We start from the raw sequence: 21,252 nt of genomic DNA, 5'->3' as shown, positions 1-21,252 counted from the left end.
CACCGCGTATCGGAGCCGAGACTGAGTTGCAGGCGTTGGTAAAGCGGATCGATGAGCAGATCGTGAGATCAACTGCACCAGGCCACGATTCACGGTGACCCTAGCAAACACAGTAAGGAGGACGATACGCGTGTTTGGTGGAAAAAGCGATAGCTGGTCAATTCAGTCGTCCAGCCCGTCCCGCCTGACACCGCAAGGGATGGGGCCATCCTGACAGAATTCGCCCCCCCATTCAGATTTTTCCTACCTTAAGTTCAGCCAAATGGCTGGTTCAAGGCCGCCGGATTGTTGACGCGGCTGCACCCGGGTCGCGCCAGCGGCCGGCCCTACCGTTCCCCGCCTCCCGGGCCGCCCAGCACCAGGCCGCTGCTGAACCGGCGCGACTGCCCGGTCAGCGGGTCGTCGAACGCCAGGGCCTGCGCCAGCAGCTGCAGCGGCGGCCCGTCACCGCCCTGCCCGGCGCTGCGCAGCTGCGGGTACAGGTCATCGCCCAGGATCGGCGCGCCCAGCGCGGCCATGTGCACGCGCAACTGGTGCTTGCGCCCGGTATGCGGGTGCAGCCGGTAGTGCCAGACCGGGCCGGCGGCGTCGATCACCTCGATCCGGGTCTGTGCATTGGGCTGGCCGGGTGCCTCGGCCATGCGGAAGAACGGTTCGCCCGGCACCAGCCGGCTGTGCCGCTCCAGCGGAAAATCCAGCCCCGGCAGCGCCGGCGCCAGCGCCTGGTAGGTCTTGGCAATGCGGCGCTCGCGGAACAGGCGCTGGTAGGCATCGCGCGAATCGGGCCGGGCCGAGAACAGCACCAGCCCGGCGGTCAGCCGGTCCAGCCGGTGCAGCGGCACCAGGGCGGTGTTGCCGGTGCGCGCCACCAGCCGCGCCAGCAGGGTCTGCTGCACATAGGCCCCGGCCGGGGTCACCGGCAGGAAATGCGGCTTGTCGGCCACCAGCAGGTGCGCATCCTGGTAGACGATGGCCTCCTGGCAGGGAATGCACGGCTCGTCGGCCACCTCGCGGAAATACTGGATCTCCAGGCCCACCTTCCAGGCCTGGGCGGGGGCCAGCACCCTGCCCTGCGCGTCCAGCACCCGGCCGCGCGCGAAGCGGTCCAGCCACTGCGCGCGGCCGATGCGCGGAAAGCGCGCGCACAGCCCGTCCAGCAGCGTGGCCCAGTCACCGGGGGGCAACTGCAGGCGGCTGGGGGTGGGGGCAACGGGGATCGGATCGGACGGGACCATGGCGAACCATTATCATGGCGCTCTTTGTTCACGGTACCCCCATGGCCCTCACCGCCACCATCCGCAAGGCCGAACTGCAGATCAGCGACATGGATCGCGGCTACTACGCCAATCATGCGCTGACCCTGGCCCAGCATCCGTCGGAAACCGACGAGCGCCTGATGGTGCGGCTGCTGGCCTTCGCGCTGAATGCCGATGACCGGCTGGAATTCGGCCGCGGCCTCAGCGTGGACGACGAACCGGACCTGTGGCGTCGCGACTACACCGGCGACATCGAACTGTGGATCGAGCTCGGCGCGCCGGACGAGTCGCGCCTGCGCAAGGCCGCCGGGCGTGCCCGCGCGGTGCAGCTGATCACCTACGCCGGCCGTGCCACCGATATCTGGTGGGAGCGCAACGCCTCGGCGGCCAACAAGCTGTCGGCGCTGGAAGTGATGGACCTGCCGGCCGAGTTCGTCGGCCAGTGGGGCGAGCAGATCGAACGCACCATGCGCTGGGACGTGATGATCCAGGACAGCGAAGTACAGCTGATCTCGGACAAGGCGCACCTGACCGTCACCCCCGTCTGGCGCAAGCGCAAACCGCAGGCATGAGTGTGATCCGCTGTGACGTGCTGGTCATCGGGGCCGGTGCGGCCGGGCTGATGTGTGCGCTCACCGCGGGCCAGCGTGGCCGCCTCGTGCAGGTGATCGACCATGCCAACAAGGTCGGCAAGAAGATCCTGATGTCCGGCGGCGGGCGCTGCAACTTCACCAACACCGGTACCACCGCGGCCAACTTCCTGTCGGCCAACCCGCATTTCTGCAAGTCGGCGCTGGCCCGCTACACGCCCTACGACTTCATCGGGATGGTCGAGCGCCACGGCATCGCCTACCACGAAAAAGAACTGGGCCAGCTGTTCTGCGATGTGTCCTCCAAGCAGATCGTGCGCATGCTGCTCGACGAATGCCAGGCCGCCGGGGTGCAGATCCGCACCGACTGCGCGGTGAGCACGGTCGAACGCGGCGCCGACGGCTTCCACGTGCACACCACGCAGGGGCACTTCCATGCCGCCTCGCTGGTGGTGGCCACCGGGGGGCTGTCCATTCCCAGCATGGGCGCCAGCGGCCTGGGCTACGAGCTGGCCCGCCAGTTCGGCCACGAGGTGCTGCCGACCCGCGCCGGGCTGGTGCCGCTGACCTTGAGCGGCAGGCACCAGGAGCGTTTCCAGGACCTGAGCGGGGTGGCGCTGCCGGTGGCGGCGCGCTGCAACGAGGTCGAGTTCCGCAACTCGATGCTGATCACCCACCGTGGCATCAGCGGCCCGGCGATCCTGCAGATCTCCTCGTACTGGCAGCCCGGTGACGACCTGCGCCTGGACCTGCTGCCGGGCCAGGACGCCGAGGCCTGGCTGCGCGCGATGAAGCGCGACCGTGGCGCGGCCGAGCTGCGCACGGTGTTGTCCGAGGTGCTGCCGCGGCGGCTGGCGCTGCGCCTGTGCGAGCACTGGCTGCCGGACCGCCCGGTGCGCCAGATCGACGAGCCGCAGCTGCGCCAGGCCGCGGCACTGCTGGGCAGCTTCCCACTGGTGGCCAGCGGCACCGAGGGCTACCGCACCGCCGAGGTCACCCTGGGCGGGGTGGACACGCGCAAGGTATCGTCCAGTACGTTTGAATCACAGTTGGTGCCGGGCCTGCACTTCGTGGGGGAAGTGCTGGATGTGACCGGCTGGTTGGGGGGCTACAACTTCCAATGGGCGTGGGCCTGCGGGCACGCGGCCGGCCAGGTGGTCTGAGCGGACGCAGGTTCCGTGATCGGCGACCGTTTGGCGCATGGACGCCGTCACCCGCATCGTGTATCAAGTTTGCAGTCCGGGGAGTTAGTGAATGCAGAACGCCAATGACATCACCGTCCGCCTGCTGATCGTGGATGACAGCGGTGAAAACGCTGAAACCATCGTCAGCACGCTGCGCAACAGCGGCATCGCGGTGCGCCCGGCGCGCCCGCAGCACAGCCAGGAGCTGGCCCAGATGCTGGGCAGCCAGCCGATCGACCTGGTGCTGGTGGCACCGGCGCAGAGCATTCCGCTGCTGCAGGTGACCCAACAGATCGCGGCCAGCGGCAAGGACATTCCGATGATCCTGCTGGCCGAGTCGATCGACGAGACCGAGTGGGTCGAGGCCGGGGCCAACGGCATCCGCGCCATCGCCCTGCGCCACCGCCCCGAGCACCTGCTGGCAGTGGTGCGCAACGAATGGACCGATCTGCAGGCGCGCCGCGGGCTGCGCCGGATCGAAGCGCAGATGCGCGAAACCGAGCGCCGCTGCGACGCGCTGATCTCCTCCTCGCGCGACCCGATCGCCTATGTTCACGAAGGCATGCACATCCGGGCCAACGAGGCCTACCTGGAGATGTTCGGCTACGAGTCGTTCGATGACGTCGAAGGCATCTCGCTGCTGGACATGGTCGCCCCGCAGCACGTGGACGGCTTCAAGCAGCTGCTCAAGTCGATGAGCAAGGGCGAGGCGCCGCCACCGCAGTACCAGGTGGACGCACGCAACCAGGATGGCGCGGTGTTCCCGGCCACCATGGAATTCACCCAGGCCAGCTACGAGGGCGAATCCTGCCTGCAGGTGGTGTTCCGCCGCCGGCGCATGGAGTTCGACCCGGAACTGGCGCGCGAAGTCGAAGACCTGCGCCAGCGCGACCAGGTCACCGGCCTGCTCAACCGCCCCACCTTCATGCTGCACGTGGAAAACGCGGTGGCCCAGGCCGGGCGCAGCGAGGGCCAGTTCGGCCTGTTGTTGATCGAGCCGGACCACTATGCGCGGCTGCTGCCGGACATCGGCCTGGATTCGGCCGATGCCCTGATCGGCGCGCTGGGCCAGGTACTGGCCGGCAGCGTCGGCGACCGCGCGCAGGTGGCGCGCTTTGGCGAGCACAGCTTCGCGGTACTGACCGAAGGCGTCTACGCGCAGACGGTGGCGCTGGCCGAGCAGATCCGCGAGGCCTTCGCCGCGCAGGTGTTCAGCATCGGCGAGCGTTCGGCCACGGTCACGGTGAGCATCGGTGGGGTGCAGGTCGGCGAGAAGATCGCCAGCATCGGCCAGGTGCTGGCCCGTGCCACCGAGTGCCAGCAGGCCGCCTCCGAGCTGGGCAATACCTGCCGCATCTTCGATCCGGCCGCGGTCGACCGGGTCGAGGAGGAGCGCATCCAGCGCTGGGTGGCGCGGATCGGCGAGGCGCTGGCCGGCGACGGCTTCCAACTGCACTACCAGCCGGTGCTGAACCTGCAGGGCGAGCCGCTGGAGCTGTACGAGGCCTACCTGCGCCTGGAGAACAACGGCGAGCTGCTCAGCCCGACCGCGTTCCTGGGCATCGCCGAGGAACACGGGCTGCTGGCCGATATCAACCGCTGGGTGGTGGCCCATGCGATCGGCGTGCTTGGCCAGCGCGAGCGCGCCGGGCATGCCACGCACATGATGGTCAAGATCACCCCCGAATCGTTCAGCGACCCGCAGATGATCGCCACCCTGCGCCGCGAACTGCTGGCCCACGGCGTGCCCGGCGAGCGGCTGTGGCTGCACGCGCCGGAGGCCAAGGTGTTCACCCACCTGCGCAATGCCCAGCAGTTCCTGGCCGAGCTGGCCCCGCTGGGTTGCCGGATCGGGCTGGAGCAGTTCGGTTCGGGGCTGGATTCGTTCCAGTTGCTGGCGCACTTCCAGCCGCAGTTCCTCAAGCTGGACCGCGACTTCACCTGCGATTTCGCCCGCGCCCGCGAGCACAGCGAGAAGATCGGCGAGATCACCGCACGCGCGCAGGCCGCCAACATCCGCACCATCGCCGAGTTCGTCGCCGATGCCAACTCGATGAGCCTGCTGTTCAGTGCCGGGGTGGACTACGTGCAGGGCGAGTTCGTCGGCCCGGCCGGGCCGCTGATGAACTTCGATTTCGCTTAAGACGCGTCACGACCAACGGTCGTGACCTACCACCAGCGATCGTGATCCACCGCGTGGGTCGGGCGGATCATGGCCGCTGGCTGGCCGCCCGCAGGCCGCGCAGCAGCAGGTCCAGCGCAGCCAGTGCCTGGGTCAGGCGGACCGCAGCGTCGGGGCTCTCCGCGATCCAGAAGGCGGCTTCGGCAAGGCTGCCATAGATCAGCGACGCCAGCGCCTGGGGGTTGGCATCGGCCACCACGCCCAGGCGCACCAGGTTCTCGATCAGGCCCTGCATCGAGGCCACGCAGTGGCGCTGCGCATCCGGTGATGCCCCGCCCAGCACCGCGCGCGCATCGCGCAGCACGATCCGTTGGATATCCGGTTCCAGGGCCATGTGCAGGTACGCCTGGCAGCGGCTGCGAAACCCTTCCCACGGATCGGTGGCAGTGGCCGAGATGGCCTGCAGCCGTGCGTCCATGGCCGCGTCCATCTGCGCCACCAGGGCCTGCAGCAATCCCTTCTTGTCGCCGAAGTGGTGATACAGCGCGCCACGGGTAAGCCCTGCCTGCGCGGTCAGATCGTCCATCGAGGTATCGGCATAGCCGCGCTCGGTGAACACCGCGTGCGCGGTCGCCAACAGGGCGGCGCGGGTTTGTTCCATCTCGGCGCGGGTACGACGTGCCATCCAGCCAACTCCTTACATGCATTTCGCATGATTGTTTACATTCACCGCGTATGTATATAGGATTTTATTCATACGCACCGTATGTATGTGCGCCAGCCCATGCGGGCTGGCAACAAGGTCCTGGAGAAAATGATGCGCAACCCGTACCGAACCCTGTTCGCCGCCCCCGGCACCGGCCGTTTCGCGCTGGCCGGGGTGCTGGCGCGGCTTCCCCTGCCAATGACCGGGATCAGCATCATCACCCTGCTCGCGCAGCTGCGTGGCAGCTACGCCCTGGCCGGCGCGGTGGCCGCCACCTTCGTGCTGACCTACGCCCTGCTTTCGCCGCAGATTTCGCGCAAGGTGGACCGCTACGGGCAATCCCGCGTGCTGCCGGTGGTCACGGCGGTCAGCGTGATTGGCATGGCGCTGCTGCTCGCCGCCGCCTGGCGCCAGGCACCGGCCTGGACGCTGTTCGCCGGTGCGGCGCTGGCCGGGTTCATGCCCAGCATGTCGGCGATGGTGCGCGCGCGCTGGGCCGCGCTGTACCGGGGGCAACCGCGTCTGCAGACGGCGTACTCGCTTGAAACCGTGCTGGACGAAGTCACCTTCATCATCGGCCCGCCGCTGGCGGTGGGGCTGTCGGTGGCGATCGATCCCCTGGCCGGCCTGCTTACCGCCGCAGTGCTGCTGGCGCTGGGCGTGGCCGCACTGGTCGTGCAGCGCGGCAGCGAACCCCCGTTGCATCCCCTCGATCCGGGCGATCGCCATGGGTCGGCGATCGGGGTGGCCGGCATGCGCCTGCTGACCCTGCTGATGGTGGCAATGGGCGTGATCGTCGGCACCGTGGATATCGCCAGCGTGGCCTTTGCCGACCAGCGCGGCGCCCCGGGCGCTGCCAGCGCGGTGTTGTCGGCCTATGCGATCGGCTCGTGCGTGGCCGGGCTGTTGTTCGGCGCCATCCAACTGCGCGTGCCGTTGCACCGGCTGCTGTTGTTCGGTGGCGCGGCAACCGCGCTGTCCACCCTGCCCCTGCTGCTGGTGGACAGCATCGCTGCGCTTGCCGCGGCGGTCCTGGTGGCTGGCCTGTTCTTCGCCCCGACCATGATCGTGGCGATGTCGATCGTGGAGCGGCTGGTGCCTGCGCACCGGCTTACCGAAGGCATGACCTGGCTGCTGGCCGGGCTCAACGTGGGCGTGGCGTTGGGCGCTGCCGGCGCCGGACAGGTCGTCGACATCGTCGGTGCCCGCGCCGGATTCGCCGTCGCACTGGGCGGCGGCGCACTGGTGGCGCTCACCGCGCTGTGGGCGCATCACCGCCGGCCGGCGCATGCCCCGGCCATCTCGTTGCGACCAGCACGCCCGCACGCTCTTTCTGCAGGATCCGATCAATGAAAACCCCTTCCGCTGCGCGTCCCCTTGCCACGCAGCCATGGCTGGCGGTGGCTGCCGCCGGCCTGGCCACGTTCTCGGTGATGACCACCGAAATGCTGCCGGTCGGCCTGTTGACCGGCATCGCCGAACAACTGGGCACCCGCACCGGCACGGTGGGCTTGACCCTCTCGCTGCCCGCGCTATTGGCCGCAGGGTTCGCCCCGATCGCCGTGATCGTTTCCGGTGGCGCGGACCGGCGCTGGATCCTGGCCGGATTGCTGGCACTGCTGGTGGTCGCCAACCTCGCCTCGGCGCTGGCGACGGACATCACCTGGCTGCTCGCCGCGCGCGTGCTGGTCGGGTTCTGCATGGGCGGCATCTGGGCCATCGCCGGCGGCCTGGCCGCCCGGCTGGTGCCGTCCGGGGCGGTCGGGGCGGCCATGTCGATCATCTTCGGTGGCGTTGCTGCCGCATCGGTGCTGGGCGTGCCACTGGGCACCTGGATCGGCGATCTTGCGGGCTGGCGTTGGGCCTTCGCCGGCATGGCGCTGTTCAGTGCAGCCGTCCTGGCCCTGCACATCGTGGCCATGCCCGCGCTGCCGGTGGCGATCTCGCCCACGCTGCGCCAGCTGCGTGGGCAGCTGGGCAACCGCGCACTGCAGGCAGGCCTGCTGATGACGCTGCTGCTGGTCGGCGGCCACTTCATGAGCTTCACCTTCGTGCGCCCACTGCTGGTCAGCGTCGCCGGCGTCGATCCCGACTGAGTCGGTGCGCTGCTGTTCGGCTATGGCGTGGCCGGCATCGCCGGCAACTTCCTGGCCGGCACCGCGGCGGCACGCCGCACTGCGCCCACCCTGGGTGCGATTGCGTTGGGGCTGCTGCTCACCCCGGCGCTGTTCCTCACCATCGGCGACACCGCCGTCGCTGGTGGCGCCGTAATGCTGGTCTGGGGCCTGGCATATGGCGGGGTATCGGTCGCACTGATGACCTGGGTGATGCGGGCCGCGCCCCACGCCATTGAAATCGCCAGCGCGCTCTATGTGGGCGTGTTCAACGTCGGGATCGCGCTGGGGTCGTGGACCGGGGGCCAGCTGGTGGACGGGCCAGGCCTGGCCGCGGTGCTATGGCTGTCGGCCGGGGTCTGCGCCGCCGCCCTGGTGCTTGCGGCAGTGCTTGCTGCAAGGGAGCGGGCAAGCGCCGAGGCAACGACAAACGCCGGGTAATCCCGGCGTTTGTTGTGCTGCCGTACGCAGGCGCCCGGTTGGGCGCCCTGCATCAGGTCAGATCGACCAGGTCCGGGATCTGCACGTCGGTGGCCACGTCGGCGTCGTAATCCACGCCTTCCACGCCAAAGCCGAACAGGCGCAGGAAATCGGCCTTGTAACCGGCCAGGTCGCTGATCTGGTACAGGTTGTCGTCGGTCACCTGCGGCCACAGCGCAACGACCTCACCCTGCACTTCCGGCGCCATTTCCTTGTAGTCCGCGCGCAGGCGGCCGTCGGCGTCGATCAGCTCGACCTTGCGGCCGCCATCGGTGACCAGGTCATGGCGCAGGCGTTCGCCCGCGGTGCCTTCGGCCTTGCCGCCGTAGAGGATGTCGTACAGGGTGTCGAGCTGCTCGATGCAGCCCTCATGGGTGCCCTTGGCCTTCATCACCTTGAACAGCAGCGACAGGTACAGCGGCATGGTCGGAATGGCCGAGCTGGCCTGGGTGACCACCGCCTTGAGCACCGACACGCGGGCATCGCCACCGATCTTTTCCAGCTTTTCGCGCAGGCCCAGCACCTTGTTGTCCAGGTCCTTCTTGGCCGCGCCGATCGAGCCGTTCCAGTAGATCGCCTGGGTGATTTCTTCGCCCACGTAGGTGAAGGCGGTGGTGGTGGCGCCATCGGCCAGCACATCGGCCTCCAGCAGCGCATCGATCCACATCTGCCAGTCTTCGCCACCCATCACCGCCACCGTGCCGGCGATCTCTTCGGGGGTGGCCGGTTCGATCGTGGTTTCGGTGATCCGTTCCTTGTCGGTGTCCAGGCCACGCAGGGTGATCGGCGCGCCGATCGGCTTGAGCGTGGAACTGATCACTTCGCCGGTCCTGGGGTGCTTGCGGCGCGGCGCGGCCAGGCTGTAGACCACCTGGTCGACCTGGCCCAGGTCCTGCTTGATCAGCTCGATGACCTTGGCCTTGACCTCATCGGAGAAGGCATCGCCGTTGACGCTCTTGGCATACAGCCCGGCCTGCCCGGCATACTTGTGGAAGGCTGCCGAGTTGTACCAGCCGGCGGTGCCGGGCTTGGACTCGGTGCCGGGGCGCTCGAAGAACACGCCCAACGTGGCCGCACCGCTGCCGAAGGCGGCGGTGATGCGCGCGGCCAGGCCATAGCCGGTGGACGCGCCGAGCACCAACACCTTCTTGGGGCCGTTGACGATCTTCGGCTTGGCCTGGATATAGTCGATCTGCTGCTTGACGGCCGCATCGCAGCCGACGGGATGGGTGGTGACGCAGATGAAGCCGCGCACACGCGGTTTGATGACCATGAAGACCTCGAGTGGACTGGCGCAGGCCGGGCCTGCGCAATGAAAGGGGGCAACGCGCGCCACCGGGGCGGCTGCGCCGAACGCATGGGATCGTAGTGCGCGGCGCCGCGCAGCACAACCGACGGGGGTGTATGGCGAGTTGCCTGCCACCGGTGTTGCGAGCGACGGGATGGGAGTGGCGGGACACGCCGTGAACCCATCCCTGGGGGCTCGTGGGCGGCATCCATGCCGCCCAACGGTCCCGCCACTCCCATCCCGCCGCTCGCCCGACAGTTGGTTGCTGGCGGATGGAAGAGCTGCCAAGCATGGCTTGGCTTTACCCGCCAGCCTCCCGCCGCGCAACGGAGACGCTGCCGTGCCTGTCCGCAGATCGCCCCAAAAAAGAAAAGCCGCGCAGGGCGCGGCTTCTCAGGTGCTTCATGCAACCGATGGCTTACGGACGACGCTCGAGCGCCTCGATGTCCTTGGCCTTGGGCAGCAGGTCCTGCTTGGTCACCCGCAGTGCGCCGATGGTCAGCATCGGCACGGCCACCAGGATCGAGGACAGCACCACGATCACCGCGCCCACCATGTGGGTCTCGGCCAGGCCTTCCATCGAGGTGCCGCCGTACATGTACAGCGCCAGTGCCGACAGGAAGAACATCACCGCGGTGATCACCGTGCGCGACAGCGTCTGGTTGATCGAACGGTTCAGCACTTCCAGCGGTTCCACGCGCAGGCTGCGGAAGTTCTCGCGGACGCGGTCGAACACCACGATGATGTCGTTGATGGCAAAGCCCATCACCGACAGCAGGCCGGCCAGCACGGTCAGGTCGAACTCGCGGCCGGTGGCCGACACGTAGGCCACCGTGACCAGCAGGTCGAACAGGGCCACGATGCTGGCGGTGATGGCGAACTTCCACTCGAAGCGGAACGCGATGTAGATCAGGAAGCCCACCAGCATGAACAACGTGGCGTACAGGCCGTTCATCGCCAGGTCCTTGCCGACCTGCGGGCCAACGAACTCGTTGCGCAGGATGGTGGCCTTGTTGTCGCCGGTGGAGATCGCCTTGACCACGGCATCGGCGGTGCGCTGGTCACTGGCCGCATTGCCGGTGCCCGGGGCGTGCTCGCCGTGCGGTGCCAGACGGATCAGCAGGTCGGTGTTGCCACCGAAACTCTGCACCTGGGCGCCGTCGAAGCCATTGCCCTCCAGCTTGGCGCGGACCCCTTCGACATCGACCTGACGCTCGAAGCGCGCCTCGATCAGGGTGCCGCCGGTGAAGTCCAGCGCGTAGTTGAAGCCCTTGGTCGCGATCAACGCGATCGAACCCACGAACAGCAGCAGGGTTACGACCAGCGCGGCATGACGCCACCGCATGAAGTCGATCTTGGTGTCGTTCGGGAGGATGTGCAGCGGAAACAGTTTCATGTGCGAGTCGTCCCGTTAGATGGCCACGTTCTGGAGCTTCTTGCGACGGCCGTAGATCAGCGTCGCCAATGCGCGCGACACGGTGATCGCCGTGAACATCGAGGCGAAGATACCGATGATCATGGTCAGCGCGAAGCCCTTCAGCGGACCGGTACCGAAGGCGAACAACGCCACGCCCACGATCAGGCCGGTCAGGTTGGCGTCCAGGATGGTGCCGCTGGCGCGCTCGTAACCGGTGACGATGGCCAGCTTGCCCGGCACACCCGCACGCAGTTCCTCGCGGATGCGCTCGTTGATCAGCACGTTGGCGTCCACCGACAGGCCCACCGACAGCGCCAGGCCTGCAAAGCCCGGCAGGGTCATGGTGGCGCCGAACATCGACATCACCGCCACCACGATCAGCAGGTTGAACAGCATCGCCAGCGAGGTGATCACGCCGAACATGCGGTAGTAGATGCTGAAGAACACCAGGGTGAACAGGAACGCGTAGACCACCGCGGTGATACCGTTCTTGACGTTCTCCGCACCCAGGCTCGGGCCGACCACGCGCTCTTCGACGAAGTCCATGGGCGCGGCCAGCGAGCCGGATTTGAGCAGCTTGGCCAGGTCTTCGGCTTCCTTCTTCTCCAGGCCGGTGGTCTGGAAGTTCTTGCCGAACACCCCGTTGATGTTGGCCACCGAGATCACTTCCTCCTTGACCCGGAAGCTGCGCACTTCCTTGCCGTCGACCATGTTCACGGTCGGGATGCGCTCGGTGTAGACCACCGCCATCGGCTTGTTCACGTTGGCGCTGGTGAAGTCGAACATGCGCTGGCCGCCGACGTTGTTCAGCGTCACGCTGACTGCCGCCGCGCCGTTCTGGTCGGTGGCGGCCTGGGCGGCGACCATCTGGTCGCCGGTGACGATCACCCGCTTGTTGAGCAGGATCGGGCCACGGTTGTCGCGCTGCTGGTAGACCTTGGCCTCCGGCGGGATGCGGCCGCTGGCGATCGCGTCCTGCGCGTTGCCATCGACCACGGCGCGGTATTCCAGCGTGGCGGTGGCACCGATCATGCGCTTGGCTTCGGCGGTGTCCTGCACGCCCGGCAACTGCACCACCACGCGGTCGGCGCCCTGGCGCTGGATGATCGGCTCGGCCACGCCAAGCTGGTTGACGCGGTTGCGCAGCGTATTGATGTTCTGCTCGATCGCGCCGTTGGCGATCTGGCTCAGCTCGGTCTCGGGCACCTTCACCGCAATGCGGTTGTCGGTCACCTCATAGCCCAGCGTGGGCTGCGCCTTGGCCATCACCTCGCGGGCACGGGCCACCGCATCGGCACCGGCCGAGGGGCTGATGGTGGCCAGGATGCTGTTGTCGGCACGACGCTCCACCGACTGGTAGGCGATGCGGGCATCGCGCAGGCTGGTGCGCACGTCTTCGGCGTAGGCGTCCAGGCGCTTGTCCAGCGCGGCCTTCTGGTCGACCTGCAGCACGAAGTGCACGCCGCCCTGCAGATCCAGGCCGAGCACCATCGGGCGGCCGCCCAGCTTGGCCAGCCAGTCCGGTACGGTCGAGGCCAGGTTCAGCGCCACCACATAGTTCTCACCCACGCTGTCGCGCAGCGTGTCGCTGGCGGCGGCCTGCGACTGCAGCCCGGCCAGGCGGACGATCAGGCTGTCGCCTTCCTGTTCGGCACCGAGGGTGGTGATCCCGGCCTGCTTCAGATCGGCCAGAACACGGTCGCGCAGCGCATCGTCGATCTGCCCGCCACGGTTGGCGGTGATCTGGACGGCCGGGTCCTTCTGGTAGATGTTGGGCAGTGCGTACAGCGCGCTGAGCGCCAGCACGATCAGGATGACGAAGTACTTCCAGCGTGGAAATTCGAGCATTGCTTGGGTCCCGCGCGGCGCCCGTCCCGGCGCCGCGGTTGTGCTTCGAGAAAGGGGTGGCTCAGTTGGCCGACTTCAGCGTGCCGGTCGGCAGCACGTTGCCCACGGCGCCCTTCTGCACGCGGATGCGCACGTTGTCGGCCACTTCGATGGTGATGAAGTTGTCGCCGATGTCGGTGACCGTGCCGGCGATGCCGCCGTTGGTCAGCACTTCGTCGCCGCGCTTGATCTTCTCCAGCATCGCCTTGTGTTCCTTCTGGCGCTTCATCTGCGGGCGGATCATCAGGAAGTACATGATCGCGATCAGGATGATCGGGAACAGCAGCGTGGTCAGACCCATGCCACCCGGCTGGCCGCCAGCGGCTTGGGCGTGGGCGGCAGGAATCAGGAAAGCGGTCAGGTTCATTTGGTGTCCTTGGGTTGGGAGGCGCCCCGCTGGAAAGGCCGGGCGCGCCGCGAAACGGTGGTCAGCCTGGAAGTATGCCATGGCCCCGGGGGTTCGTCCTCGGGCCGTTTGGCAGGGTCGGCGCGGCATCCGGTGCTGCGTGAAGGCCTTACAGGGCCGGGGTGGCCGCGCCACGGGCCGCGTAGAAGGACTCGCGGAAGGCGGCAAAGGTTCCCGACGCGATCGCCGCGCGCATGTCGGCCATCAGCTTCTCGTAGTAATACAGGTTGTGGATGGTGCCCAGCATCGGGGCCAGCATCTCGTTGCAGCGGTCCAGGTGGCGCAGGTAGGACCGGGTATAGCCGCTGGTGCAGGCGTGGCAGCCGCAGCCCGGCTCGATGGTGTCCATGTCGCGCTCGTAGCGCGCATTGCGGATGCGGACGGTGCCGAAGGAGGTGAAATAGTGGCCGTTGCGGGCGTTGCGGGTGGGCATCACGCAATCGAACATGTCCACCCCGCGGGCGACGCCTTCGACCAGGTCTTCCGGCCGGCCCACCCCCATCAGGTAGCGCGGGCGGTCGGCCGGCAGGATCGGGTGCAGGTGGTCGAGCATGGCGTTGCGCTCGTGCTCGGGTTCGCCCACCGCCAGGCCGCCGATGGCATACCCGTCAAAACCGATCTGCTGCAGGCCCGCGGCCGAGCGGCTGCGCAGGTCGTGGTGCACCCCGCCCTGGACGATGCCGAACAGCGCCGCGTCGTTGCCCAGCTCATCGTGCGCGTTGCGGCTGCGCTGGGCCCAGCGCAGGCTCAGTTCCATCGAGGTGCGCGCCACCGGCTCGGTGGCCGGGTACGGGGTGCACTCGTCGAAGATCATCACCACGTCCGAATCGAGCACCTTCTGGATGCGCATGCTCTCTTCGGGCCCCAGGAACACCCGCGCGCCGTCGGTCGGCGAGGAGAAGGTCACGCCCTGTTCGGTGATCTTGCGGCGGTGGGCCAGCGAAAACACCTGGAAGCCGCCCGAATCGGTCAGGATCGGCCCGTTCCAGCGCGCGAAGCCGTGCAGGCCGCCATGGTCGGCGATCACCTCCAGGCCCGGGCGCAGGTACAGGTGGAAGGTATTGCCCAGGATGATCTCCGCGCCCAGCGCCCGGATCTGCTCCGGCAGGATGCCCTTGACCGAGCCATAGGTGCCCACCGGCATGAAGGCCGGGGTTTCCACCGTGCCGCGCGGGAAGGTCAGGCGGCCGCGGCGGGCGCGGCCGTCGGTGGTCTGGAGCTGGAACTGGAGTCGGGACATGGAGCGGTCATTCGGGCAAATAATTGCCCATTGTCGCCGAAAACGACCGCCGCTGCCCCGCGTCGGTCATTCGGCCTGCGGGAACAGCAGCATCGCGTCGCCGTAGCTGAAGAACCGGTATTTCTCGGCGATGGCGGCGCGGTAGGCCTCGAATACGCGGTCCTTGCCGGCAAACGCCGAGATCATCATCAGCAGGGTACTTTCGGGCAGGTGGAAGTTGGTCACCATCGCATCCACGCTGGCGATCCGGTAACCGGGGGTGATGAAGATCTGGGTTTCCCCCGCATACGGCAGCAGCTCGCCGTCACGCATCGCGCTTTCCAGGGCCCGCACCACCGTGGTGCCCACGCCGATCACCCGGCCGCCGGCGGCGCGCGTGCGGCGTACCTGCTGGACCAGTTCGGCACCCACGTTCAGCCACTCGCGGTGCATCACGTGTTCGCTCAGGTCGTCCACCCGCACCGGCTGGAAGGTGCCGGCGCCCACGTGCAGGGTGACATGGCCGAAGGCCACGCCCTTGTCCTTCAGCGCGGCCAGCAGGGCCTCATCGAAGTGCAGGCCGGCGGTGGGGGCAGCCACCGCGCCGACCTCCCGGGCGAACACGGTCTGGTAGCGCTCGCGGTCGTCCACGCCCGGCTCGCGCTGGATGTAGGGCGGCAGCGGCAGCCGCCCGGCATGCAACAGCCATTGTTCCAGCGCCTCGGCCACCTCGAAGCGCAGCACATAGAACTCGCCGTCGCGGCCCAGCACTTCGGCCTGGCCACCGGCATCGAGGTCGATCCGGCTGCCGGCCTTGGGCGACTTGCTGGCGCCGACCTGGGCGCGGGCCTGCTGCCCGCCGAGCAGGCGCTCGATCAGGATCTCCACCCGCCCGCCGCTGGCCTTGTGGCCGAACAGGCGCGCCGGAATCACCCGGGTATCGTTGAACACCAGCAGGTCGCCGGGGTTGAGCAGGTCCGGCAGGTCGCGCACCTGCCGGTGCGCAAAGCCGGCCGGGGCCGGCGGCACCACCAGCAAACGGCTGGCCGAACGCTCGGCGAGCGGGGCCTGGGCAATCAGTTCAGGCGGCAGTTCGTAGTTGAAATCGGACTTCTTCAAGGCAGCGCACGGCAACAGGTCGACAATGCCGGCCATTGTACGGCCGGCTCCCGGCGTCGACGCGGCGTTGGCCGAACGTCGCGCAAAATGCTGCTTTGCAACAGTTTTGACGGGGTTATCGTGCCAAAAGCCGCGTGCTAGCATCGAGCCGGAAGTCTGATGCACGAGCAGGAATGCCCGAAGCGCGCGCGAATAGACGCGCGTTTTGCTTTTCCGTCGTGCCGCCATCGTTTCAGGAGATCTGCAATGAGCTTCATCGAACGTCTCGCCCCGCTTCGCGCCCAGCCCGGCACCCGTCTTACCACCGGCCTGGATGACGCCACCCTCGAACGCCTGGCCACCGGCCACCCTGCCCTGGTCGCCGCCATCGATGCCGCCGCCGCCGAGTTCGAGCGCGTGCGCGCCGATCTGGGCGACCTGCTGGCCCTGGACGAGCGCGCCCAGATCGAGGCCATGCAGGACGGTTTCGTCAATTTCTACGCCGACGATGCGGTCACCCCGTACGTCGCCCTGGCCGCCCGCGGCGCCTGGGTGGTGACCCTGAAGGGCGCGGTGCTGTACGACGCCGGCGGTTACGGCATGCTCGGCTTCGGCCACACCCCCGACGCGGTGATGGCGGCGATGGCCGCCCCGCAGGTGATGGCCAATGTGATGACCCCCAACCTGTCCCAGCACCGCTTCGTGCAGGCGCTGCGCCAGGAGATCGGCCACCGCCGCGGCGGCTGCCCCTACAGCCACTTCATGTGCCTGAACTCCGGCTCGGAGGCGGTCGGCCTGGCCGCGCGCATCGCCGATGTCAACGCCAAGCTGCAGACCGACCCGGGCGCCCGCCATGCCGGCGCGAAGATCAAGCGGGTGGTGGTCAAGGGCAGCTTCCATGGCCGCACCGACCGCCCCGGCCTGTATTCGGATTCCAGCCGCAAGACCTATATGCAGCACCTGGCCAGCTACCGCGGCGAAGACAGCGTGATCGCCATCGCCCCCTACGACGAAGAGGCGCTCAAGCGCGTGTTCGCCGAGGCCGAGCAGAACCACTGGTTCATCGAGGCGGTGTTCCTGGAGCCGGTGATGGGCGAAGGCGACCCGGGCCGCTCGGTACCGCCGGCGTTCTACGCGCTGGCCCGCGAGCTGACCGGCCAGCACGGCAGCCTGCTGCTGCTCGATTCGATCCAGGCCGGCCTGCGTGCCCATGGCGTGCTGTCGATCGTGGACTACCCCGGTTTCGAGCAGTTGGCCCCGCCGGACATGGAAACCTATTCCAAGGCGCTCAATGCCGCCCAGTTCCCGCTGTCGGTGCTGGCCGTGACCGAACACGCCGCCCAGTTGTACCGCAAGGGCATCTACGGCAACACCATGACCTCCAATCCGCGGGCGTTGGACGTGGCCTGCGCGACGCTGTCGCTGCTGACCCCGCAGGTGCGCGAGAACATCCGCGTACGCGGCGCCGAAGCGGTGCGCAAGCTGGAGCAGCTCAAGGGCGAGCTGGGCGGGCTGATCACCAAGGTGCAGGGCACCGGCCTGCTGTTCTCCTGCGAACTGGCCCCGCAGTTCAAGTGCTACGGCGCCGGTTCCACCGAGGAATGGCTGCGCAACCACGGCATCAACGTGATCCATGGCGGCGAGAACTCGCTGCGCTTCACCCCGCATTTCGGCATGGACAGCGAGGAGCTGGACCTGCTGGTGGGGCTGGTCGGGCGGGCACTGAAGGAAGGCCCGCGCCGGCAGCAGTCGCAGGCCGCCTGAGGCCGCCAGCCACGCCGGGCCCGGCGGCGCCGGTCGGGCCGGGTTTGGTCCCGGCCGGGTGCACGGGCTAACATCGGCGCCCGCCTGCGCGGAACCAAACCCCCGTCACGAGGCCGGAACAGCGGTCATCGGCGGGGCTTTTTCGTTTCCGCCGCTACGCCTTGTGAACACAGGAAGATTCCATGAAGTCGATTTGCATTTATTGCGGCTCCAACGCCGGCAGCAAGCCCATCTACACCGAACGCGCCATCGCCCTGGGCGACCGCATCGCCCGTGACGGCCTGCGCCTGGTCTATGGCGGCGGCAACGTCGGCCTCATGGGCACGGTGGCCAATGCCGTGCTGGCCGCCGGCGGCGAGGTCACCGGGGTGATCCCCCAGCAGCTGGCCGACTGGGAAGTGGCCCACCGTGGCCTGACCGAGCTGGAAATCGTCGGCTCGATGCACGAACGCAAGTCGCGCATGTTCGAGCTCTCCGATGCCTTCGTCGCCCTGCCCGGCGGCTTTGGCACCATGGAGGAAATCTTCGAGATGCTGACCTGGCGCCAGCTGGGCATCGGCAACAAGCCCTGCGCCTTCCTGGATGTGGACGGCTTCTACGCGCCGCTGATCGGCATGATCGACCGCATGGTCGAGGAGCGTTTCCTGCACCCCGAGCAGCGTGCCGACCTGTGGTACGGCGCGGACATCGACGCCATGCTGGACTGGATGGGCGCCTACCAGCCGGCGCAGGCGTCCAAGTGGATCGATGAGAAGCGGCGCAACGCGCTGGTTTGATTCAGGCGAACGTATCCATCGGCGCCGGCCGGCCGAGCAGGTAGCCCTGGCCGTAGTCGCAGCCCAGCTGCAGCAGGGTCTGGCGCTGGGCATCGGTCTCGATGCCCTCGCCCACCGTTTCGATGCCCAGCGTACGCGCCAGCGACAGCACGCCCTGCACCAGCGCATAGGTGCTCTGCAGCTCCTGGCCATGCAGGCCGGCGATGAAGCTCTGGTCGATCTTCAGGGTGGAGATCGGGAAGCGGTGCAGGTAGGACAGTGCCGAGAAACCGGTCCCGAAATCGTCCAGCTGCACCAGCACCCCACGTTCGCGCAGGGTCTGCAGCACGCGCAGCGTGCGCGGACCATCGTCCAGCAGCGCCACCTCGGTGATTTCCAGCCGCAGCCGTTGCGGGTCGGCGCCGGCGGCGTCGATCAGGCCGAACAGCCGGCTGCTGAAATCGGCCGAACGGAAATGCCGTGGCGACACGTTCACCGACAGGTAGCCCTCGCCGCCGCGCGCCAGCTGTTCGATCACCTGTTCGTACAGCAACCAGTCGACCTGCTCGATCAGGCCGCTCTCCTCGCCCAGGTCGAGGAAGGCGCTGGGCAGCAACAGCCCGCGCCGCTCATGCTGCCAGCGCAGCAGCGCCTCGTAGCCGATCACCCGGCCATCGCCCAGGCGCACGATCGGCTGGTAGTACGGCAGGAAATCGCGGTTGATGATCGCCCGGCGCAGGTCCGCTTCCAGGTCCAGGCTGCGCATCGCCTCCTCGCGCATGGCCTCGTCGAACACCGCGCAGCGGTCTTTGCCCTGGGCCTTGGCCCGGTACATGGCCGCATCGGCGTCGCGCACCAGCTCTTCGCCATTGCGGTAGCGCGGGTTCCACATCGCAATGCCCAGGCTGCCGGACGGGAACAGTTCGCGGCCCTGCACCCACATCGATTCTTCCAGCGCCACCAGCATGCGCCGGGAAAAATCGCGTGCCGATTCCAACCCGCGCTCGCATCGCAGCAGGATCGCGAACTCATCGCCGCCCAGGCGCGCGACCACGTCATCGGCGTCGACCATCGACACGATGCGCTTGGCCACCTCCACCAGCATCTTGTCGCCGGCCGCATGGCCGATGCTGTCGTTGACCAGCTTGAAGCGGTCCAGGTCCAGGAACAGCACCGCGAACGGCGGGCCGCCCGGGGTGCGCGCCCGCACGATCGCATCCTCCAGCCGGTCCAGCAGGTGCAGCCGGTTGGGCAAGCCGGTCAGCGCATCGTGCATGGCCTGGTGGGTCAGCCGCTGTTCGGCGCGCAGCCGCTCGCCGATCTGGCCGAGCAGCTTGTCGTTGACTTCGGCCAGCTCGCGGGTGCGCTCTTCCACGCGCTTTTCCAGCTCGGCGTGCGCATTGCGCAACCGCTCCTGGTCGCGCTGGCGGGCCAGCCCGTTGCCGATGTTCTGCGCCACGAAGGTCAACAGCCGCTGGTCGTGCGCGGTGAAGCTCACTTCCGGCGAATAGCTCTGCACCACGATCACCCCGACCACGTCGTCGTCGCTGAGCAGCGGCACGCCCAGCCAGCAGTGCGAGCGCGCGCCGAATTCGCGCACGTGCCCGGCATCGCGCAACGCGTCGATGTGCGCACGCGTGGCCAGCAGCGGCTGGCGGTTGCGCACGATGAATTCGGTCAGGCCCTGGCTGAACGGACGCGGCGCACGCGCCGGGTTGTACTCGTCCACCGAGTAGACGAAATCCAGCCCGTCGCCGCCCTCGTTGACCAGCGCGATGTAGAAATTGCGCGCGTCCAGCAAGGTCCCGACCACCCCGTGCACCTGCACGTAGAACTGCGCCAGGCTGGCCGCGCTCATCGCCATTTCGGCGATGTTGAACAGCGCCAGCTGCAGCTTCTCGGCGCGGCGGCGTTCGACCACCTCGTCCTGCAGGCTGCGGTTGGCCCGCTGCAGTTCCAGCGTGCGCCGCTCCACCTGGCGCTCCAGCTGCACCTGCGCCTGGCGGCGGTCCATCGCGGTCAGGATGTGCTGGGCCACATAGCCCAGCAGGGTGCGGTCGGCCTCGTTGTAGCGCACGCGCTGTTCATAGCTCTGCACCACGATCGCGCCGCACACCCGGCCCTCGCGCAGCATCGGCACACCCAGCCAGTCCAGGCTTTCCGGGCCGTGCAGCGGGTCGTACTGGTCGTTCAGCGCCGCCAGCAGTTCGTTGGACGGGCCACTCAGTGGCTGGCCATGGCGCAGCAGCGCGAAGGTCAGGCTGCGCGGCATTTCGTGCTCTTCGTAACTGCGGTCCGGGTCGGCCACGAAATTGTCGCGCTGGTCGGCGAAGTACAGGAAACGCACCCGCCGGCGCACGTCGTCGTACTCGACGATGTAGCAGTTCTGCGCATACATCAGGGTGTTGAGCACGCGGTGGAAGTGGCGCAGCATCTCGGCCATTTCCAGGTCGGCGCCGGCCAGGTCGGCGATCTCGTACAAGGCCTGCTGCAGCCGCTTGGAGGTTTCCAGCGAGCGGATCTGCTCGCGCTGCCGGGCCAGGGCCACCGCATCCTGCAGCCATTGCCGGGCCACCGTCCACCAGCCCTCGTCCGGCCCCTGTGCACCCGCGCCCAATGCCCGCACGGCCAACTCGCTGCCATGGTGCTGCCAACGGCGCAGGGCCGGCTGCTGCGGCCCGAGCGCGCCGCCCAGCAGGGCCTCCAGCGTCGCCGTGGCGTCCTGCGGCAGCGCCGGCTCGGCCTGGCAGCCCTCGCCCAGGCCGGGATCGGACCACGCCAGCGCCACCTGCGCGCCGGCCGGCAGCAACGCGCACAACGCCTGCGCCAGTGCCGCGCATACCACGGCGTCACGGTCGGCAAGCCCTGCGGGCGTCACGGTATGGCTGGACACGTCGTTGATCTCTTGTGGCACCGGATGTCCGGCACCTCCCCTGGCCCCGAGCATAGCGCGCGCACCGGGGGGC

At 68.1% G+C, this 21,252-nt stretch carries 17 protein-coding genes; 8 read left to right on the top strand and 9 right to left on the bottom strand.

What is annotated here, in order from left to right; genetic code table 11:
• Positions 1–326: 326 nt before the first annotated feature.
• A complete protein-coding gene (locus AC3ITM_RS08095) occupies positions 327–1,235 on the bottom strand; it encodes a pseudouridine synthase (protein ID WP_489269708.1) in 909 nt (302 codons plus the stop codon).
• 41 nt (positions 1,236–1,276) lie between these two features.
• On the opposite strand from AC3ITM_RS08095, the gene AC3ITM_RS08090 reads away from it, so the two are divergent.
• The 3 genes from AC3ITM_RS08090 (at position 1,277) to AC3ITM_RS08080 (ending at position 5,173) form a co-directional block, all read left to right on the top strand.
• Positions 1,277–1,828 (top strand): YaeQ family protein, encoded by a 552-nt coding sequence (locus AC3ITM_RS08090; RefSeq protein WP_228885195.1) that lies wholly within the window; start codon positions 1,277–1,279, stop codon positions 1,826–1,828.
• Entirely contained in the window at positions 1,825–3,009 is a 1,185-nt protein-coding gene (locus tag AC3ITM_RS08085) for a BaiN/RdsA family NAD(P)/FAD-dependent oxidoreductase (protein ID WP_489269707.1), read from the top strand. The genes AC3ITM_RS08090 and AC3ITM_RS08085 overlap by 4 nt, the downstream gene beginning before the upstream one ends.
• A 91-nt stretch (positions 3,010–3,100) precedes the next feature.
• On the top strand, positions 3,101–5,173 hold the full coding sequence (locus tag AC3ITM_RS08080; protein WP_489269706.1) for a GGDEF/EAL domain-containing response regulator: 2,073 nt from the start codon (positions 3,101–3,103) through the stop codon (positions 5,171–5,173).
• A gap of 67 nt (positions 5,174–5,240) precedes the next feature.
• Here the strand turns inward: AC3ITM_RS08080 and AC3ITM_RS08075 are convergent, their stop codons facing one another.
• Entirely contained in the window at positions 5,241–5,837 is a 597-nt protein-coding gene (locus AC3ITM_RS08075; RefSeq protein WP_489269705.1) for a TetR/AcrR family transcriptional regulator, read from the bottom strand.
• Between the two features lie 132 nt (positions 5,838–5,969).
• Here AC3ITM_RS08075 and AC3ITM_RS08070 point away from each other — a divergent pair, with 132 nt between their 5' ends.
• The 3 genes from AC3ITM_RS08070 to AC3ITM_RS08060 are packed head-to-tail and all read left to right on the top strand — an operon-like array spanning position 5,970 to position 8,413.
• A complete protein-coding gene (locus tag AC3ITM_RS08070) occupies positions 5,970–7,211 on the top strand; it encodes an MFS transporter (RefSeq protein ID WP_489269704.1) in 1,242 nt (413 codons plus the stop codon).
• Positions 7,208–7,954, top strand: coding sequence for an MFS transporter (locus AC3ITM_RS08065; protein WP_489269703.1), 747 nt, complete (start codon positions 7,208–7,210; stop codon positions 7,952–7,954). Before AC3ITM_RS08070 ends, AC3ITM_RS08065 begins: the two co-directional genes overlap by 4 nt.
• A gap of 27 nt (positions 7,955–7,981) precedes the next feature.
• Entirely contained in the window at positions 7,982–8,413 is a 432-nt protein-coding gene (locus AC3ITM_RS08060; protein WP_489269702.1) for a hypothetical protein, read from the top strand.
• Between the two features lie 52 nt (positions 8,414–8,465).
• Here AC3ITM_RS08060 and fabV read toward each other — a convergent pair whose 3' ends face one another.
• The 6 genes from fabV to queA form a co-directional block, all read right to left on the bottom strand.
• Positions 8,466–9,725, bottom strand: a complete 1,260-nt coding sequence (fabV, locus tag AC3ITM_RS08055) for an enoyl-ACP reductase FabV (protein ID WP_489269701.1) — start codon at positions 9,723–9,725, stop codon at positions 8,466–8,468.
• Between the two features lie 433 nt (positions 9,726–10,158).
• Positions 10,159–11,136 carry a protein translocase subunit SecF gene (secF, locus tag AC3ITM_RS08050; protein ID WP_228885202.1) on the bottom strand — a complete coding sequence of 326 codons (978 nt, stop codon included), beginning with the start codon at positions 11,134–11,136 and terminating at the stop codon, positions 10,159–10,161.
• A 15-nt stretch (positions 11,137–11,151) separates the two neighbouring features.
• Positions 11,152–13,005, bottom strand: coding sequence for a protein translocase subunit SecD (gene secD / locus AC3ITM_RS08045; RefSeq protein WP_228885203.1), 1,854 nt, complete (start codon positions 13,003–13,005; stop codon positions 11,152–11,154).
• 61 nt (positions 13,006–13,066) lie between these two features.
• A complete protein-coding gene (gene yajC, locus AC3ITM_RS08040; RefSeq protein ID WP_228885204.1) occupies positions 13,067–13,411 on the bottom strand; it encodes a preprotein translocase subunit YajC in 345 nt (114 codons plus the stop codon).
• A gap of 148 nt (positions 13,412–13,559) precedes the next feature.
• Positions 13,560–14,690 (bottom strand): tRNA guanosine(34) transglycosylase Tgt, encoded by a 1,131-nt coding sequence (gene tgt, locus AC3ITM_RS08035; RefSeq protein ID WP_489269700.1) that lies wholly within the window; start codon positions 14,688–14,690, stop codon positions 13,560–13,562.
• Positions 14,691–14,756: 66 nt separating this feature from the next.
• A complete protein-coding gene (gene queA, locus AC3ITM_RS08030; protein ID WP_228885206.1) occupies positions 14,757–15,824 on the bottom strand; it encodes a tRNA preQ1(34) S-adenosylmethionine ribosyltransferase-isomerase QueA in 1,068 nt (355 codons plus the stop codon).
• A 210-nt stretch (positions 15,825–16,034) separates the two neighbouring features.
• Between queA and AC3ITM_RS08025 the strand changes: the two genes are divergently transcribed.
• Positions 16,035–17,531, top strand: coding sequence for an aminotransferase class III-fold pyridoxal phosphate-dependent enzyme (locus AC3ITM_RS08025; RefSeq protein ID WP_489269699.1), 1,497 nt, complete (start codon positions 16,035–16,037; stop codon positions 17,529–17,531).
• A gap of 182 nt (positions 17,532–17,713) precedes the next feature.
• Positions 17,714–18,307 (top strand): LOG family protein, encoded by a 594-nt coding sequence (locus tag AC3ITM_RS08020; RefSeq protein ID WP_489269698.1) that lies wholly within the window; start codon positions 17,714–17,716, stop codon positions 18,305–18,307.
• Position 18,308: 1 nt separating this feature from the next.
• Here the strand turns inward: AC3ITM_RS08020 and AC3ITM_RS08015 are convergent, their stop codons facing one another.
• Positions 18,309–21,188 (bottom strand): bifunctional diguanylate cyclase/phosphodiesterase, encoded by a 2,880-nt coding sequence (locus tag AC3ITM_RS08015; RefSeq protein WP_489270057.1) that lies wholly within the window; start codon positions 21,186–21,188, stop codon positions 18,309–18,311.
• Positions 21,189–21,252 lie beyond the last annotated feature (64 nt).

It is taken from the genome of Stenotrophomonas sp. KH_029 (assembly GCF_057839765.1).
The sequence above is the reverse complement of the archived record's forward strand: the minus strand, read 5'-3'. Positions and strand labels throughout refer to the sequence as shown.